At 68.1% G+C, this 16,459-nt stretch carries 18 protein-coding genes; 6 read left to right on the top strand and 12 right to left on the bottom strand.

Features of this window, described 5'->3' with window-relative positions; translation table 11 throughout:
- The 4 genes from AB0P11_RS16240 (at position 1) to AB0P11_RS16225 (ending at position 4,269) form a co-directional block, all read left to right on the top strand.
- Positions 1 to 1,089 carry a GNAT family N-acetyltransferase gene (locus tag AB0P11_RS16240; RefSeq protein WP_363522976.1) on the top strand — a complete coding sequence of 363 codons (1,089 nt, stop codon included), beginning with the start codon at positions 1 to 3 and terminating at the stop codon, positions 1,087 to 1,089.
- Positions 1,086 to 2,165 (top strand): GNAT family N-acetyltransferase, encoded by a 1,080-nt coding sequence (locus AB0P11_RS16235; protein WP_363522974.1) that lies wholly within the window; start codon positions 1,086 to 1,088, stop codon positions 2,163 to 2,165. The genes AB0P11_RS16240 and AB0P11_RS16235 overlap by 4 nt, the downstream gene beginning before the upstream one ends.
- A gap of 89 nt (positions 2,166 to 2,254) precedes the next feature.
- Positions 2,255 to 2,950, top strand: a complete 696-nt coding sequence (locus AB0P11_RS16230) for an ABC transporter ATP-binding protein (RefSeq protein ID WP_053099093.1) — start codon at positions 2,255 to 2,257, stop codon at positions 2,948 to 2,950.
- Positions 2,947 to 4,269 carry an FtsX-like permease family protein gene (locus tag AB0P11_RS16225; RefSeq protein ID WP_363522972.1) on the top strand — a complete coding sequence of 441 codons (1,323 nt, stop codon included), beginning with the start codon at positions 2,947 to 2,949 and terminating at the stop codon, positions 4,267 to 4,269. The genes AB0P11_RS16230 and AB0P11_RS16225 overlap by 4 nt, the downstream gene beginning before the upstream one ends.
- Before the next feature lie 3 nt (positions 4,270 to 4,272).
- Here the strand turns inward: AB0P11_RS16225 and mutM are convergent, their stop codons facing one another.
- From mutM to AB0P11_RS16195, 6 genes are all read right to left on the bottom strand, one after another.
- A complete protein-coding gene (gene mutM, locus AB0P11_RS16220; RefSeq protein ID WP_056278660.1) occupies positions 4,273 to 5,136 on the bottom strand; it encodes a bifunctional DNA-formamidopyrimidine glycosylase/DNA-(apurinic or apyrimidinic site) lyase in 864 nt (287 codons plus the stop codon).
- The gene (rnc, locus tag AB0P11_RS16215) at positions 5,129 to 5,821 is read right to left on the bottom strand and encodes a ribonuclease III (protein ID WP_053095908.1); all 693 of its coding nucleotides are present in this window, start codon (positions 5,819 to 5,821) and stop codon (positions 5,129 to 5,131) included. The genes mutM and rnc overlap by 8 nt, the downstream gene beginning before the upstream one ends.
- Before the next feature lie 17 nt (positions 5,822 to 5,838).
- Entirely contained in the window at positions 5,839 to 6,048 is a 210-nt protein-coding gene (rpmF, locus tag AB0P11_RS16210) for a 50S ribosomal protein L32 (protein WP_017830754.1), read from the bottom strand.
- A gap of 2 nt (positions 6,049 to 6,050) precedes the next feature.
- Positions 6,051 to 6,599 carry a DUF177 domain-containing protein gene (locus AB0P11_RS16205; RefSeq protein WP_053095906.1) on the bottom strand — a complete coding sequence of 183 codons (549 nt, stop codon included), beginning with the start codon at positions 6,597 to 6,599 and terminating at the stop codon, positions 6,051 to 6,053.
- Between the two features lie 82 nt (positions 6,600 to 6,681).
- Positions 6,682 to 7,179 carry a pantetheine-phosphate adenylyltransferase gene (coaD, locus tag AB0P11_RS16200; RefSeq protein ID WP_053095905.1) on the bottom strand — a complete coding sequence of 166 codons (498 nt, stop codon included), beginning with the start codon at positions 7,177 to 7,179 and terminating at the stop codon, positions 6,682 to 6,684.
- A 30-nt stretch (positions 7,180 to 7,209) separates the two neighbouring features.
- On the bottom strand, positions 7,210 to 9,384 hold the full coding sequence (locus AB0P11_RS16195) for an ATP-dependent DNA helicase RecG (RefSeq protein WP_363522969.1): 2,175 nt from the start codon (positions 9,382 to 9,384) through the stop codon (positions 7,210 to 7,212).
- Positions 9,385 to 9,445: 61 nt separating this feature from the next.
- On the opposite strand from AB0P11_RS16195, the gene rsmD reads away from it, so the two are divergent.
- A complete protein-coding gene (gene rsmD, locus AB0P11_RS16190; RefSeq protein ID WP_363522967.1) occupies positions 9,446 to 10,048 on the top strand; it encodes a 16S rRNA (guanine(966)-N(2))-methyltransferase RsmD in 603 nt (200 codons plus the stop codon).
- Here the strand turns inward: rsmD and thiL are convergent.
- Positions 10,018 to 11,013, bottom strand: coding sequence for a thiamine-phosphate kinase (thiL, locus tag AB0P11_RS16185; protein ID WP_363522965.1), 996 nt, complete (start codon positions 11,011 to 11,013; stop codon positions 10,018 to 10,020). The two genes, rsmD and thiL, sit on opposite strands and share 31 nt — an antisense overlap.
- A 23-nt stretch (positions 11,014 to 11,036) precedes the next feature.
- On the opposite strand from thiL, the gene AB0P11_RS16180 reads away from it, so the two are divergent.
- Positions 11,037 to 11,543 carry a DUF3515 family protein gene (locus AB0P11_RS16180; protein ID WP_363522963.1) on the top strand — a complete coding sequence of 169 codons (507 nt, stop codon included), beginning with the start codon at positions 11,037 to 11,039 and terminating at the stop codon, positions 11,541 to 11,543.
- Between the two features lie 11 nt (positions 11,544 to 11,554).
- Here the strand turns inward: AB0P11_RS16180 and AB0P11_RS16175 are convergent, their stop codons facing one another.
- The 5 genes from AB0P11_RS16175 to leuD all read right to left on the bottom strand — a co-directional run bounded on the left by AB0P11_RS16175 (position 11,555) and on the right by leuD (position 16,459).
- The gene (locus AB0P11_RS16175) at positions 11,555 to 12,637 is read right to left on the bottom strand and encodes a D-alanine--D-alanine ligase family protein (RefSeq protein WP_053095895.1); all 1,083 of its coding nucleotides are present in this window, start codon (positions 12,635 to 12,637) and stop codon (positions 11,555 to 11,557) included.
- Positions 12,543 to 13,676, bottom strand: coding sequence for an NAD(P)H-dependent glycerol-3-phosphate dehydrogenase (locus tag AB0P11_RS16170; protein WP_053095893.1), 1,134 nt, complete (start codon positions 13,674 to 13,676; stop codon positions 12,543 to 12,545). The genes AB0P11_RS16175 and AB0P11_RS16170 overlap by 95 nt, the downstream gene beginning before the upstream one ends.
- The gene (locus tag AB0P11_RS16165) at positions 13,666 to 14,421 is read right to left on the bottom strand and encodes a lysophospholipid acyltransferase family protein (RefSeq protein WP_053095891.1); all 756 of its coding nucleotides are present in this window, start codon (positions 14,419 to 14,421) and stop codon (positions 13,666 to 13,668) included. Before AB0P11_RS16165 ends, AB0P11_RS16170 begins: the two co-directional genes overlap by 11 nt.
- Before the next feature lie 5 nt (positions 14,422 to 14,426).
- Positions 14,427 to 15,794 carry a UDP-N-acetylglucosamine 1-carboxyvinyltransferase gene (murA, locus tag AB0P11_RS16160; RefSeq protein WP_053095889.1) on the bottom strand — a complete coding sequence of 456 codons (1,368 nt, stop codon included), beginning with the start codon at positions 15,792 to 15,794 and terminating at the stop codon, positions 14,427 to 14,429.
- A gap of 65 nt (positions 15,795 to 15,859) precedes the next feature.
- Positions 15,860 to 16,459, bottom strand: coding sequence for a 3-isopropylmalate dehydratase small subunit (gene leuD, locus AB0P11_RS16155; protein WP_072591193.1), 600 nt, complete (start codon positions 16,457 to 16,459; stop codon positions 15,860 to 15,862).

Below are 16,459 nucleotides of genomic sequence, written 5' to 3'. Positions count from 1 at the left end.
ATGAGCATTCCGCTCACCCCTGATGCGTCGCTGCATCCGCTCGTGCTGCCGGCACGAGCGGATGCGGCTGACGCCGCCGAATTCCGTGAGCTCGCCCGTGTTCGCAACGCCGTCTACCGAGAACTCACCGGACGCACCGAGCAGGATCTGACGCCAGAGGCGCTGCTTCCGATCCTGCGCTCTCGCAAAGAGCGCACGACTGCCGTGTGGGCGGTGCGCGTCGGAGGCGAGATCGTCGGGCGCACAGTCATCGACATTCCTCATGAGGAGGGGTCGCGTGTGGCGATCGCCGCGATCGAGATCCACCCCCGTGTCTGGGGTCAGGGGATCGGAACCGCGATCCTGCCGCACGTCGAGGCCTTCGCCCGTCTCCACGGCCGCGCGGTCATTCAGAACTGGACGGAGCAGCCGGCCAGCGACGGACCCAGGCTGCAGGCGAAGACGGGCTTCGGCAGCGTTCCGGACGATCACGTCGCACGATTCCTCATCCGCCGTGGATTCACCCTCGAGCAGGTCTATCGGGTGAGCCGCCTCGCGGTCACCCAGGAGACGGTTCAGCGTGCCGAGGAGCTGCGCGAGGACGCGCGAGCGCTCTCACAGGACTATCGCGTGCTCCAGTGGATGCTTCCGACGCCACCGGAGCACGTCGACGGCTACGCATGGCTCAAGTCGCGCATGTCGACCGACGCCCCCTCGGCCGATCTCGAGACCGACGAGGAGGCCTGGGACGCAGAGCGTCTGGTCGCCACGGAGAAGAGAGTCGCGGAGATGGGCCAGATCATGCAGGTCACTGTCGCGCAGCACATCCCGACAGGCGAGCTCACCGCATTCACCGAACTCGGAATCGGTCCGGATCCCACCGCCACCACACACCAGCACGACACCCTGGTGCTCACCGAGCACCGCGGCCATCGTCTGGGGCAACTCGTGAAGTGCGAAGCGTTCCTGTCGTGGACAGGCATCGCTCCCGCGTCACGCGACGTGATCACTTACAACGCCGAGGAGAACCGGCCGATGCTCGCCATCAACGAGGCGATGGGATTCACCGCCGTCGCCTATGAAGGCGCGTGGAAGAAGGAGCTGTCATGACGACCAGCACACTGACGATCACACCTCTGGCCGTCCCCCGCGCGCTGGACGCCGAGGATGCCGCGGACTTCCGCGCATACGGAGAGCTCAACAGGCAGATCTGCGAGGAGCTGGTCGGTCTGCCCGACATCGCCCCCGATGCCGCGCAGATGCTCGCATCGTGGCAGGATCCCAGCGATACCCTGCAGACCGGGTTCGTCGCCAGGCTCGGAACCGAGATCGTCGGCATGATCACTCTCTCCTACGCTCAGGAGGCGGACGCGAACGCCGCAGAGGCGGACCTCCTCGTGCCGGAGAAGCACTGGGGACGCGGTGTCGAAGACGCTCTCCTGTCGCTCGCCGAGTCGGAGGCGCGCGCACACGGCCGCTCTCTGGTGCAGACCTGGACGCTGCACAGGCCCATGGAGTCGGACCGGATGATCACACCGCGAACAGGGTGGGGTCGCATTCCGGCGATTCCGCTGTCGGACGCTCTCGTCGCCCGCGGATACGAGTTCGAACAGGTCGAACGCAACAGCGAGCTCGATCTGCGCTCCGACCCCGCCCCGCTGCTGGCCGCTCTGGAATCGGCGAAGACCGCCGCCGGCGACGATTACCGGGTGCTCCAGTGGATGGCGCCGACACCGCCTGAGTTCCGCGACGGGTACGCGGCGATCCTCGCTCGCCTGTCTACCGACGCCCCGAGCGGCGACATGGACTTCGTCGCCGAGGAGTGGGATGCGGAACGTGTCGTGCGACGTGAGCGACGGCTCACGGGGGCCGGTCAGGCTCTGTCGATCGTCGCGGTGCAGCATGTGCCCAGTGGCGACATGGTGGCCTACAACGAGCTGCTCGTCGGGGCGGACCGCGCAGGAGTGACCCACCAGCTCGGCACTCTGGTGTCTCGCGAGCACCGCGGGCACCGTCTCGGCACGATCGTCAAGTGCGCGAATCTCCTCCGTTGGAGAGAGCTCATGCCGCTCACCCCGACGGTCTCGACGTTCAACGCAGAGGAGAACCGTCCCATGTTGAGCATCAACGAGGCGATCGGTTTCGCGCCTGTCTCCTATGCGGGAGCGTGGCAGAAGCGGATCTGATCGAGATCATCCGAGCGGTGTACACGGCCGGCCACGGATCATCCGCCCGGCCGACGCAGCGGTCTCCGTATGGCCGCGAGGCTGGATGCATGAACACGACGGTCCTCGACGCACGCTCTCTGACCAAGTCCTACGGAACGACCCGCGCACTCGCCGGGGTGGATCTCACCATCCACCGCGGCGAGTCGGTCGCCATCATGGGTGCCTCCGGGTCGGGCAAGACCACTCTCCTCCATGTCCTCGCCGGCATCATCAGTCCGGACTCGGGCACCGTGTCGTTCCAGCCCTCGGTCGGTCAGGCGGTGGAACTCGCCGGACTCGGAGAATCCGCTCGTTCCCGGCTGCGGAGAGAGCGGTTCGGGTTCGTCTTCCAGCAGGGTCTGCTCATTCCGGAGCTCACGGCGGTCGAGAACGTGGCGCTCGCATCGATGATCAACGGAGTGAAGAGAGCACAGGCCACCGCTCACGCGGCGTCCTGGCTCGCCGCGCTCGGGCTGGCCGGGATGGAGGACCGCCGAATCGGCGAGCTGTCCGGCGGGCAGGCGCAGCGCGTCGCGATCGCACGGGCTCAGGCGACGGGTGCGGAACTCGTGTTCGCCGACGAGCCGACCGGCGCCCTCGACTCGCACACGTCGCAAGACGTGATGAATGCGCTGCTGTGGTCGACGACGGGCCAAGGGCGCACGCTGCTCGTCGTGACACACGATGCAGACGTGGCGGCGCGCTGCTCGCGGATCGTCTCCGTGCGCGACGGCCAGATCATCTCGTCGGCGGTGACGGCATGAACGCCCGCGTCCTGGCTGTGCTTCTTCGCGCCGGGACGGGAGAGAAAGCGGTGCTCGCGCTTCCGCTCATCGCTTTCGGCATCGTCACAGCCCTCGTGCTGACCGTCGTGGGCGGGGCTCAGTCGTTCTGGACCTGGACCGATGAGTACGCGCCGGTGTACCAGGCGTTGGCCGCGATCGCGCTCGTGCTCCTCATCGTCCCGCTGATGAATCTCGGCGGGGCGGCCGCCCGTCTCTCAGCCCGCCGCCGTGACGAGCGTCTCTCGACCCTGCGGCTTCTCGGCGTGACGCCTCTGGGCGTCGGCGTCGCTACGGTCATCGAATCCATGATCGTCGCGGCCGCCGGTGCCGTCGCCGGAGCCGTCGTCCATCTCGCCCTCACCCCTCTCGTCGGACTCATCCCGTTCCGTGGCACGGCTCTCGGCGTCGAGGCGATCATGCTCTCGCCCTTCAGCGTTCTCGCCGTCGTGGGAGGCGTCCTTCTCGTGGCGGCAGCGAGTGCTGTGCTGGGGCTCCGGCGCGTGATCATCTCGCCCCTCGGCGTGCGCCTGCGGACGACCGTCTCCACCGCGCACTGGTTCCGCGCGATCATCGCAGTCTCCGTTCTTGCGCTCGTGTTCGTCCTTGTCACGGTCTTCCCTTCCGTCGCAGGACTCGCGGCGACCATCGCCGTCCTCGCCCTGTTGTTCGCCGTCTCCCTGGCGGTGCTCAACGTGATCGGACCATGGGTCCTGAAGGTCGCCGCCGGCCGTCAGCTGCGCAAGGCCGAGCACGCAGATCGGCTGCTCGCCGCCCATCTGGTGCTGGACTCCCCCAAAGCCGCGTGGCGTCAGGTGAGCGGCATCGCGATGGCGAGCTTCATGGCCGTGTTCGCAGGAACCGGAGTCTCCCTGATGAATGTGATGAACAGCGGCGACACGACGTCCGCGGATGCGGCCCTCGCCGCGGACATGCGCACCGGCCTCGTCATCACCCTCGTCGCTTCATTCCTGATGGTCGCGGCATCCGTGGGGGTCAATCAAGCCGCGGCCGTTCTCGATCAGCAGGAACTCCACCGGAGTCTGTACCGGCTGGGCGTGCCGCTCGCGATCGTCGACAGCGCACGCCGCCGGGCGATCATGTCTCCACTCCTCGTGACCGCGATCGGCTCGGCCACCTGTGCCGGCGTGCTGGTCTTCCCGCTGCTGGGGATCGCCCTGGTCGCGGCACCCGAGTCTCTCCTCACGATCGCGCTCGTACTGGCCGTGGGGATCGGAATCGTCTGGATGAGCACTCGAGCGACGCGGCCGCTGCTCGCCCGGTCGTTCGAGATGGTGTGAGTCTCAGCGACGCCGCTGGCAGCGCGGACAGTAATGACTCGAGCGGTTCATGAAAGCCTCCCGGCGGATCAGAGTGCCGCAGCGCGGGCACGGCTGTCCGCCTCGACCGTACGCGTTGAGCGAGTGGGCGAAGTAGCCTGCCTGACCGTTCACATTGACGTACTGGGAGTCGAAGCTCGTGCCGCCCTCTGCAAGGGCCTTCACGAGCACCACTCTGATCTCGGCGAGGAGGCGCCTGCTCGCTTGCGTCGACAGGGCACTCGCGAGCGTCGCCGGGTGGATGCGCGCCGCCCACAGCGCCTCATCCGCATAGATGTTGCCCACGCCGCTGATCGTCTGCTGATCGAGCAGCACTCGCTTGATCGCACTGCCACGTGTGCGGAGTGCACGCAGGAAGCGATCGTCGTCGAACAGCGGGTCTATCGGATCACGGGCGATGTGCACGACCTGAGTCGGGATCCACGTCGGTCCGTCCGGCACCAGACCGTCGACCGCCAACGACCCGAAAGTCCTCTGGTCGGCGAAGACGATCGCGAGCTCGCCATGACGAGGATGCTCGATGCTGATCCGGATGCGCTCGTGGCGTTCCGCCTCGGCGTCCGGCGCGCGCAGCAGCATCTGTCCGCTCATTCCGAGGTGCGCGATCAACGCGGAATCAGCGGTGTCCAGCGGCAGCCAGAGGAACTTGCCCCGTCGGTCGGCTGCAGTGACTCTGCGTCCCTCCAGGCGCGCGGCGAAGTCGGACGGCCCGGCCGCATGCCGTGTGAGAGCTCGTTCATCGAACACGCTCACGGCCGTGATGAGCGAGCCGATCACCGCGGGAGCGAGACCCGCCCGGACGACCTCGACCTCGGGAAGCTCAGGCACGCTCGTTGAGCAGTCGCCACGCGCTGAGCGCGGCGGCCATCTCTGCCGTCTTCTTGCTGCTGCCCTTGCCGGTCATCGCCAGATCGCCGACGACCACGGTTGCGAGGAATCGACGATCGTGGTCGGGGCCGCTCGCCTCCACCGAGTACTGGGGCGGAGTCGCACCGACTCGCGCAGCCAGCTCCTGCAGGCTCGTCTTCGGATCCATCGCCGCGCCGTAGCGCTCGGGGTCGGCGAGGAGCGGCGCGGTCAGCCGGAGCACGAGCTCGGTCGCCGCCTCAGGACCCGCTGACAGATACGTCGCGCCGATCACGGCTTCCATCGTGTCGGCGAGGATCGAGTCCTTGTCGCGACCGCCCGTCTGTTCCTCACCGCGTCCCAGCAGCAGATGGCTGCCGAGATCGATCGCTCTCGCGACCTCGGCGAGAGCGACCGTCGAGACGACGCTCGCGCGCCGCTTGGCCAACTCCCCCTCGTCCAGCCCCGGATGGGTCGTGAAGAGCATCACCGTCACGGCTTGTCCGAGAACGGAGTCGCCGAGGAACTCGAGACGTTCGTTATGGGGGATGCCGCCGTGCTCGTAGGCATAGGAGCGATGGGTGAGCGCCAACTCCAGAAGCTCCGCGTCGATATCGACGCGGAGCTTCTCTGGGAGCGGTCTCGTCCCCCCAGGGACCTCAGTCACAATCGTGAAGTCGCGACTCAGACGTCGGCGACCTTGCGACCCTTGTACTCGAGGAAGAGCTCGGTGCCCTGCGAGTCGGTGACGACCTTGGCCTGGTGAGGACGGCTGTAGACGACCTGACCGTTCTCGATGGTCTTGACGAGTGCGACGGGCGCCGCCTTCCACTGCGCGCGGCGCGAGCGGGTGTTCGAACGGGATACCTTGCGCTTCGGGGGGTTACCAGCCATGACTAGCTCTCTTCTTTCTCGGCGGCTCGGCTCTGTGCCTCACCGTCTTGGTCTGTGATCTGCTGGAGCGCGCTCCACCGAGGATCGATGGGAGCCACCTGCTCCGTCCCGGTGCTCGCGGTCAGCCTCTCGCCCGTCTCCGGGTCGAGCCCGGGGCAATCCGGCTGACACACCGGCTGAAATGGAAGCGCCAATACGGCCGCATCCCTGACTAGAGTTTCAAGATCCACGTGGTCGTCTTGAACCTCGAAGTCAGTTTCTTCCTCACCAGGATACGCGAAAAGCTCCTGGAACTCGACTTCGACGGGCCGGGTGATGTCGATCAGGCATCTTCCGCATACGCCGGAGTACTCAGCATCGGCGGTTCCGGAGACCAGGATGCCCTCGTGAACCGACTCGAGACGCACGTCCAGGTCGAGCGCAGAACCGGCTTCATACGCGACGATTCCCTCTCCCCAGCCTTCGCCGAGGGTCACCGAGAACTCGTGCTCGCGCATCTCGCCCGGCTTGCGGACGATGTCACGGACGGGCAGGACGAAGGGACCATTCATTCGGGAACGCACCCGGCAATGGTACCGGCTCCTGCGGGATGGAGGCTGGTTCCGCGCTGTGTGGAGACGGCGCCTCCGGAAATCAGATCCCGCGTGATCCGGTGTCGAGGAAGGAGGCGACCGCCGGCGGCACGAACGGCGACACGTCACCGCCGAGGCCCGCCACCTGGCGGACCAGGGAGCTGGAGACCAGGGCATGCGCGGGGTCGGGCAGGAGAAAGACCGTCTCGATGTCGGCGAGGTGACGGTTGACGATCGCCATCGGGGATTCGTACGCGACGTCGATCTGCGAACGGATCCCCTTCACGAGAACTCCCGCACCGACGTCGCGGGCGTAGTCCACGAGCAGCCCCATGCTCCAGGAGCCCACGACGACGTTGTCGCCGATCCCGTCCTCAGCGATCGACTGCTCGAGCAGCGACATCCGCTGAGCGATCGGGAGCAGCGCCTCTTTGCCGGGGTTGTGCACCACGAGCACGTGGAGTTCGTCGTACAGCTTGGCTGCGCGACGGATCACGTCGAGATGACCCAGGGTCGGCGGATCGAACGATCCAGGGACGACGGCGATCCGGCTGCTCATGCCCCCAGCCTAAAGCACGCGATGCCGCGGTCAGTTCTTCGCGAGTGCCGCCCGGTCGTCGTCGCTCACGCGTCGCTCGATCGCCGAGCGGAGTCCGGGATTCGCCCGCAGATCCGGGTCGTCGGAGAGGATGCCCTCCGCGAGCTCCCGGGCTCGGACGATCAGGCCCGAGTCCTTGACGACCCGCAGCAGCTTCAGGGAGGACCGAGCTCCAGCCTGTGCGGCACCGAGCACGTCACCTTCACCGCGGAGCTCGAGATCGACCTCCGCGAGAGCGAATCCGTCGAGAGTCGCTGCCACCGCGTCCACGCGTTCGCGCGCCACTGACCCCTCTTCGGCTTCGGTGACCAACAGGCAGAGCCCTGGAACGCCTCCTCGACCGACACGGCCCCTCAGCTGGTGCAGCTGCGACACCCCGAACCGATCGGCGTCGAGAACGATCATGGTCGAGGCGTTCGGGACGTCGACGCCGACCTCGATCACGGTCGTCGCCACCAGCAGGTCGATCTCGCCGCGCGCGAAGGACTGCATGACGGCGTCCTTCTCGTCGGACGGCATGCGACCGTGCAGCACGGCCCGTCGGACGTTCCCGAGCCGGGGGTGCGTCGCCAGGGCCTCATCGAGCTGCACCACGCCCCAGCGAGGACCTGGTGCACCCTCGGGCGGGATCACGGGCTGCTCCCCCGCTTCCGCCGTCTTCTTGGTCGTGTCGATCGCCGCGCATACCGCGAACACCTGTCGGCCCTGAGAGATCTCCTCGGCGGCGCGCTCCCAGACTCGATTGAACCAGCCGGGATGCTCTGCGAGCGGAGCGACGAAGGACTCGATTCCGGCTCGTCCCTTGGGCATCGTGCGGATCACAGAGGTATCGAGATCGCCGAACACCGTCATCGCGACCGTCCGCGGGATCGGGGTCGCGGTGAGAACCAGCGCGTGCGGGCTGGACCCCTTCGCGCGGAGCGCCTCTCGTTGCTCGACTCCGAACCGGTGCTGCTCGTCGACGACGACGAGACCGAGATCAGCGAAGGTCGTCTTCTCGCCGAGGAGCGCGTGCGTGCCCACGACGATCAGCGCCTGTCCGGAGGCGACGCGGAGCGCAGCCTTGCGACGCTCGGCGGCCGGCATCTGACCGGTGAGCAGGGTGGGCATCACGAGCGGCGACATCTGCGGCCCGAGCATCTTCGCGATCGATCGCAGGTGCTGCCCTGCGAGCACCTCGGTCGGGGCGATCAGCGCCGCCTGACCGCCGGACTCGGCCACCTGGAGCATCGCGCGCAGCGCGACGAGGGTCTTCCCGGACCCGACCTCGCCCTGCACGAGACGATTCATCGGCCAGGCGGCGACGAGGTCGCTCGCCACCTGCTCGCCGACCGTCTTCTGGTCGGGCGTGAGGTCGTACGGCAGCGAGGCGTCGAAGCGCTCGAGCAGCCCACCGGGCTTCGACGGACGCGCGGTCGCCGACAGCGATCGCACCGCATCGCGCTGCTGCAGGAGGGCGGTCTGGAGAGTGAGCGCCTCGTGCATCCGCAGGGTGCGGACCGCAGGATCGATGTCGTTGCGGGTCTTCGGGCGGTGAATCTGCTCGAGCGCCTCTCGGGCGGTCAGAAGTTCCTCCCGCGCGCGGACATCGGGGGCGAGAGGCTCCGGCACGTCGCCGAGGCCGTCGAGCGCCCGCGTGATGAACTTCGCGATCTGCCACGTCTGCAGTGTCGACGTCGCGGGATAGATGGGAATCAGCACGGCAGCGCGCGCGTCCGCCCGGCGTCTGGCCGCATCCTCGTCGTCGAACAGCTCGTACTCGGGATGCGCGAACTGCGTCATGCCGTTGAACTCGCCGACCTTGCCCGAGAAGACGCCTCGACGTCCGACCGCGAGGTCCTCGGAGCGCCACTTGGCCGCGCCCAGGTTCTTCGCGAAGAACGTCAGAGACATCTTGCCGATGCCGTCGCCGATCACGACGTCGACCATCGCACCGCGACGGTTGCGCATCGCCCTGGCGCTGGAGGACAGCACCTCGGCGACGATCGTCACCGTCTCACCCAGAGGGAGTTCACGGATCGGGGTCAGCTCGCCCGGATCCGCGTACCGTCGGGGATAGTGCGACACGAGATCGCCGACCGTCTTCATGCTGAAGGCTCTGTCGAGAGACTTCGCCGGCGTGGCGCCCAGCGCCTCCTCGAGCGACGAATCCAGCGTGAGCGACATGATCCGAGTCTAGGAGGCCGCACGGACACGACGTGCGCCGCAGCTGTCGTATCGTGAACGGGTGACGAGGATCATCGCCGGAACAGCGCGCGGCGCACGGCTCGTCGTGCCCCGCGCGGGAACGAGACCCACCAGCGACCGCGTGCGGGAGTCGCTCTTCGGAGCGCTGGAGTCGGCGGATGCCATCGTCGGCGCGCGGGTGCTCGACCTCTATGCCGGCTCGGGTGCGCTGGGACTGGAGACCCTCAGCCGCGGCGCGACGAGCGCGGATCTCGTCGAGCACGGCCGAGAGGCGGCGTCGGTGGTCCGCCGCAACGCCGCCACCGTCGCGAAGGCCGGAGCGCCGAGCGCGAGGGTGCACCAGAGCACCGTCCGATCGTTCCTGCTGCGCGCCTCCGGCCCGTACGACCTCGTGTTCTCGGATCCCCCGTACGACCTCGACGACGAGGCGATGACGGCGGACCTCGTCACGCTCGCGCCGCTTCTCGCTCCCGACGCCCTCGTGATCATCGAGCGCGCCCAGCGATCGACCCCTCCCGACCTCGCTGCGGCCGGACTGGAGCTGATCCGCGAGAAGGCCTACGGCGACACCGCCCTCTGGTGGGCCGAGCCCACTCCCGCGACGGAGTCGTCTCAGCCCGAGGCCGAGTCCCAGTCGCGATAGGGATCCCAGCCGCTGACATCCGCGGGTGCGCCGTCGACCAGCAGCTCGTGCTCGCCCCGGGGCACGACAGTGCCGATGACGCGGAAGCCCGCCGGCACGATCCCCGGCGGGAAGCAGGCGAGAAGGGCGTGATCCTCGCCACCGGCGAGAGCTCGCTGGGGGCTGTCGCCGAGGGCTGCGCTGTCGAGTGCGATGGTGACCTCGGAGGCCGCTGCCATCCGTCGCGCGTCGAGCGCGAGCCCGTCTGAGATGTCCATCATCGCGGTCGCGCCCGCAGTGGCAGCGAAAGGGCCGAGACCGATCGGCGGCGATGGACGGAGCTGAGCCGCCAGAGCAGCGCTCTCACCCGGGGCGAGCAGGGACGCATCGACGGGGACCGGTGCCTCCCCCTCGCGGAACCTTCCGAAAAGCACCGAGAGTCCGTGAGCGGCGTGCCCCAGTTCGCCTGCGACCGCGACCGCGTCACCGACCCGTGCGCCCGACCGGGTCACGGGCGGCCGGCCCTCGAGATCGCCGAGCGCGGTGACGGCCACGGTCAGGACGTCCGAGACCGTGAGATCGCCGCCGACCACCGCGCATCCCGGTGCGAGTGCGGCGCAGGCTTCTCGGAAGCCGTCTGCGAGGCGCTCGATGAACGACAGTCGAAGGTCTCGGGGAACGGCCAGCGCCACCAGGAGCGCCGTCGGCCGCGCGCCCATGGCCGCCACGTCGGCGAGGTTGACGGCGGCGGCCTTCCAACCGAGGTCGTACCCCGACGACCACGCGAGCCGGAAGTCCGGGCCGTGCACGAGAGTGTCCGTCGTGGCGACCACCGAACCCGAGGGAGCGGCGATCACCGCCGCATCGTCGCCGGGTCCGACGAGCGTGTGAGAGGCCCGCGCGGTCCTCACCAGAATCGCTCTGAGGATCTCCCCCTCCGACAGTTCGCCGAGGGTCGGATCATCGTCGCGAGGTCGGGAGGACATGCAGTCAAAGGTAGCCTGGATGCATGCCCCGCTCTCGCCGTCTCGCCGTCGTCGCGGGCTCGCTGGTCCTCCTCGCCGCACTGTCCGGCTGCTCGACGACGATCCACCTCGAACCCGCTGAGGACGCCAACGATCCGGCCTGCGCCGAGGTGTCCGTGCTCCTCCCCGACGCCGTCGGCGATCTCGATCGGGTGTGGACCGATGCTCAGGCGACCGGAGCCTGGGGCGACCCGACCGTCGTGCTGCGCTGCGGCGTCGAACCGCCCGCGCCGTCGACAGAGGTGTGCACGACCATCGGCAGCGTCGACTGGCTCGTTCTCGATCAGGAGGAAGACCGGCAGCGCCTCGTGACGTACGGTCGCGAGCCCGCCATCGAGGTGATCATCCGCCGTGGCGAGGAGATCGACTTCCGTACGGTCGTCGAGAGCATCTCCACGAGCATCCAGTCGGGCCTCGCGCCCGCCACGGCACGCTGCACCGACCGGGTGCCCACCGAGGAGAACCCGGACGACGGATCGACCGAAGGCTGACCCGTCGAGGGTCAGCGGCGCAGGCCCGCCTCGATCAACTCGGAGATCAGGTCGCCGTAGCTGAGTCCGGAGGCCACCCAGCACTTCGGGAACATCGAGATCGGAGTGAATCCCGGCATCGTGTTCAGCTCGTTGACCACCAGCTCTCCCGTAGGAGTGAGGAACATGTCGACGCGCGCAAGACCTCGCCCGTCCACCGCCTCGAACGCACGGACTGCCGCATCCTGAATGGCCGCGACCTCGGAATCCTCGAGCTCCGCCGGGCACACGACGTCGACGCCGTCGCCGCCGAGGTACTTTCCCTCGAAGTCGTAGAACCCTCGAGTCGTCAGCACGATCTCGCCAGGAAGCGACGCTCGGACGCCGTCGGCACCTTCGAGCACGGCGACCTCGATCTCGCGGCCGACCACGCCCGCCTCGATCAGGACCTTGTCGTCTTCTGCGAACGCGATCGCCAGCGCCGCATCGAGCTCGTCGGCGCTCTCGACCTTCGAGACGCCCACGCTGGATCCCGCGCGAGCCGGCTTCACGAAGAGCGGCAGGCCGAGCGCCGCCGCCGAGTCGCGGATCGCGACGGCATCCTGTTCCCACTGGCGCGCGCGCACCGTCAATCCGGCCGCCACCGCGATACCGGCGGCCCGCAGCGCGATCTTCATGAAGTGCTTGTCCATGCACAGTGCGGAGTCGAGCACCCCGCCGCCGGCGTAGGGGACCTCGAGGGTGTCGAAGTACCCCTGGATGGTGCCGTCCTCGCCGTGCGGGCCGTGGAGGATCGGCAGCACGATATCGATCTCGCCGAGGGATTCGGTGGTGCCGTCGGTGCGCACGACGCGCAGGCTGCGGTCTCCGCCGGGTTCCGGCCACAGCACCCGTGTGCCGTTGTCGGCGACCTCGGGCAGGTGAGCGGCATCCAGCGGGAACTTCGCCGGGTCGTCGTCCTCGAGGACGAAGGCGCCGTCGCGGGTGATCCCGACCGGGATCACGGCGTACCGATCGCGATCAATCGCGCCCAGCACTCCGCCCGCCGTTGCGGAACTGATCGAATGCTCGCTGGAGCGCCCTCCGAAGAGCACCACCACCGTCTGCTTGTCCATGGTTGGTCCTCTCACCCTGCGGGGTGTCGTCGTCCGTCGTCAGGTGGGGTGCGATGTCGCGGGGGTTCATCTTGCCGTCGAGCACCATCTTCACCTGCTCGACGATGGGCATGTGCACGTCGGACTCTCGGGCGAGTTGCAGCACCGGCGCCACGGACGCGAGGCCCTCAGCGGTCTGCTGCATCTGCTTCACGACGTCCTGGAAGCTGTATCCCTGGCCGAGCAGGCGCCCGGCCGTGTTGTTGCGGCTCAGCGGGGACTGACATGTCGCGATGAGGTCGCCCAGGCCCGCGAGTCCCTGCAGGGTCTCGGGGTGAGCGCCGTTGGCGACGGCGAAATCGGTCATCTCCACGAGCCCGCGGGTGATGATCGACGCCTTGGTGTTCTCGCCGTACCCGACGCCGTCGACGATGCCGATGGCCACCGCGATGAGGTTCTTCAGCACTCCCCCGAACTCCGTGCCGATCACGTCGGTGTTCACGAACGTCCGGAAGTAGCTGTTACGTGCCGCGCGCGCGACCTCCTCGGCGGTCTCCCGACTGCGTGAGGAGATCACGGCGGCCGTGGGCTGCTCGCGAGCGATCTCGAGCGCGAGGTTCGGCCCGGAGGCGACCGCGATACGGTCGGGATCGCAGCGCAGCTCCTGCTCGATGACCTGGCTCATCCGGAGCCCCGTCGTGCGCTCGACGCCCTTCATCAGGCTGACGATCTTGGCGTCGTTGTCGGCGAGCAGCGGCCGAAGCGCCTTGAGATTCTCCCGCAGCGACTGACTCGGCACCGAGAGGTACACCTGGTCGACATCGCGGAGCGCGATCGCCAGCTCGTGCGTCGCGGACATCGTGCGCGGCAGGTTGATGCCGGGCAGATAGCGGGAGTTGCGCTTGGCCTCGTCGATCTCGTGGGCGAGTTCGGCTCGGCGCGCCCACATCGTGACCTGCGCCCCGCCGTCGGCGAGGATCTTTCCGAACGTGGTGCCCCAGCTTCCGGCACCGATCACCGCGACGCGTGGTCCTGCGGGAGCGTTGCGCTTAGGAGTCAAGGCGACCCGTCTCCTTCTGTCCATGGGCGGACGGGTTCCAGCGCTCGGCCGGAGCCTTCTCGTCACGCAGGTCCTCGAGCAGCGCCGTGATGGCCTGCATCAGTCGTTCGGTGGCTTCGTTCAGCGCAGATGCCTCGCCTGCACGACCACGGAGGTCCGACAGATCGACGGGATCGCCGATGACGACGTCCACGGGCTTGCGCAGCGGCCAGAGGCTGAGCCCCTTCTGGTAACGCCCCATGATCCGCTGGGTGCCCCAGTGGGCCATCGGGATGAGTGGGATGCCGTCGGTCAGCGCGAGCCGGACAGCCCCGGACTTTCCGCGCATCGGCCACATGTCGGGGTCGCGCGTCAGCGTGCCCTCCGGATAGACAATCACACCGCGACCGTGCTCGACGAGCTCGGCCGACTGCTTGAGCGTCTGCTTCGCCGCGGATGCCGACGAGGCGCGTGCCACGGGGACCATTCCTGTCGCGCGGAGCACGGCTCCGAGCACAGGAACCTTGAAGAGACTCTCCTTCGCCATGAAGCGCGGAGCTCGACCGATGCGCCACACCGCGAGTGCGACCACGAGCGGATCGAACTCGGAGTAGTGGTTCGGGGCGAGAACGTACGCTCCCTCACGCGGGAGCTTCTCGCTTCCCGTGATGCGGAGCTTCGCGACGAGCGAGATCAGCGGCACGGCGATCGCCGCGACCGGCCAGAACGCACTCGGTCGCGTGGTCTCCGTCGAGCGGGAACCCATCGGGGTCACCGGATGACGTCGAAGTCGGCGCCCACGGCATCGAGCTTGGCGAGGAACTTCTCGTAGCCGCGGCTGAGGATGTCCACTCCGGACACCCTCGACTCGCCTTCGGCGGTCAGCGCCGCGATGACGTGGCTGTATCCGCCGCGAAGGTCGGGAACAACGATGTCTGCGGCGTGCAGCGGCGTCGGGCCGGTGATGACGGCGGCCTGCTCGAGGTCCCGGCGCGGGACACGACGGGCTCCGTCCTGCAGTCCGCGGGGGTGCACGACGATGTCGGCGCCCATCTTGACGAGCGCCTCGGTGAAGCCCAGACGGTTCTCGTAGACCGTCTCGTGCACGACCGAGCGGCCCTTGGCCTGAGTGAGCGCCACGACGAGAGGCTGCTGCCAGTCGGTCATGAATCCGGGGTGCACGTCGGTCTCGACGATGACCGGCTTGAGCTCGCCGTCGCGACGGAACAGGATCCCGTCCTCCTTGATGTCGAACCATCCGCCGGCCTTGCGGAACACGTTGAGGAACGTGAGCATCTCCTGCTGCTTCGCGCCGCCCACGAAGATCTCGCCGTCGGTGGCGAGTGCGGCGGAAGCCCAGGATGCGGCTTCGTTGCGGTCGAAGATCGAGCGGTGGTCGTACCCCCGAAGCGTCTCGACACCCTCGATGAGGATGACGCGGTTCGGCTCGTAGGAGATGATCGCGCCCATCTTCTGCAGCACCGCGATCAGATCCATGATCTCGGGCTCGATGGCGGCGTTGCGAAGCTCCGTGGTGCCCTCGGCGCGAACGGCCGTGAGCAGCACCTGCTCGGTCGCTCCGACACTCGGGTACGGGAGGTGGATGTTCGCACCGTGCAGGCGCGCACCACCCGTCGACAGGCGGATGCCGCTCGGCAGCTTCTCGACGATGGCGCCGAACTTGCGGAGCGCGTCCAGATGGAAGTCGATCGGGCGGTCGCCGATGCGGCAGCCGCCCAGGTCGGGGATGAAGGCCTGACCGAGACGGTGCAGCAGCGGGCCGCAGAAGAGGATCGGGATGCGCGAGGCACCCGCGTGAGCGTCGATCTCCTCGAAGTGGGCCGACTCGACATCGCTGGGGTCGAAGACGAGAGCTCCGGGCTCATCGCCGTCGGAGACCCGCACGCCATGGACCTCGAGCAGCGAGCGGACGACCGCGACGTCGCTGATGGCCGGCACGTCGCGCAGCACGCTGACGGTCTCTCCGAGCAGGGACGCGACCATCGCCTTGGTCGCGAGGTTCTTCGCGCCCTTGACGTCGACGCGGCCGCGCAGCGGGCGCCCTCCGCGAATGGCGAGGACGTCTCCGGTGAGTGGGGGGACTCCGTCCGGAAGAGCGTCGCGCACAGGTGTCGTCATTCGGAGCCTCACTTCATTCAACGGAATTCGGGGCGGGGTCGCCCTCGGCTCCCCCGCCCCGCCGTTCACTGCTGAACGGGAAGGGTCCGGGGCCGCCACGACTCGCGACGGGCCTCGAACTGCGCGATCTTGTCTTCGTTGCGCAGGGTGAGCCCGATGTCATCGAGCCCTTCGAGGAGCCGCCATCTAGTGTAATCGTCGATCCCGAGGTCAGCCTGGATCTCACCGATCGACGCGACTCGCGCCTCGAGGTCGACCGTGATCGAAGCCCCGGGATTCCGGTCGATCTCGGCCCAGATCCGCTCGAGATCCTCTTCGGAGATGGTGGCGGCGAGGAGCCCCTGCTTGCCCGAGTTGCCCCGGAAGATGTCGGCGAAGCGCGGGCTCAGGACCACCGCGAAGCCGAAGTCGCGCAGCGCCCAGACGGCGTGCTCGCGGCTGGATCCGGTGCCGAAGTCGGGGCCGGCGACGAGCACCGATGCGCCCTGGAAAGCCGGCTGGTTGAGCACGAACTCGGGATCCTGACGCCAGCCGTGGAACAGTGCGTCCTCGAAGCCGGTCTTCGTGACCCGCTTGAGGAACACGGCGGGGATGATCTGGTCCGTGTCGACGTTCGAGCGCTTCAGCGGGGCGGCGATGCCGGTGTGGGTGGTGAACTTCTCCAT

The organism is Microbacterium sp. NPDC079176 (assembly GCF_040686675.1).
GTDB lineage: Bacteria > Actinomycetota > Actinomycetes > Actinomycetales > Microbacteriaceae > Microbacterium.
Note: the sequence above shows the minus strand (reverse complement) of the source record. Positions and strands in the feature narration are given on the sequence as shown.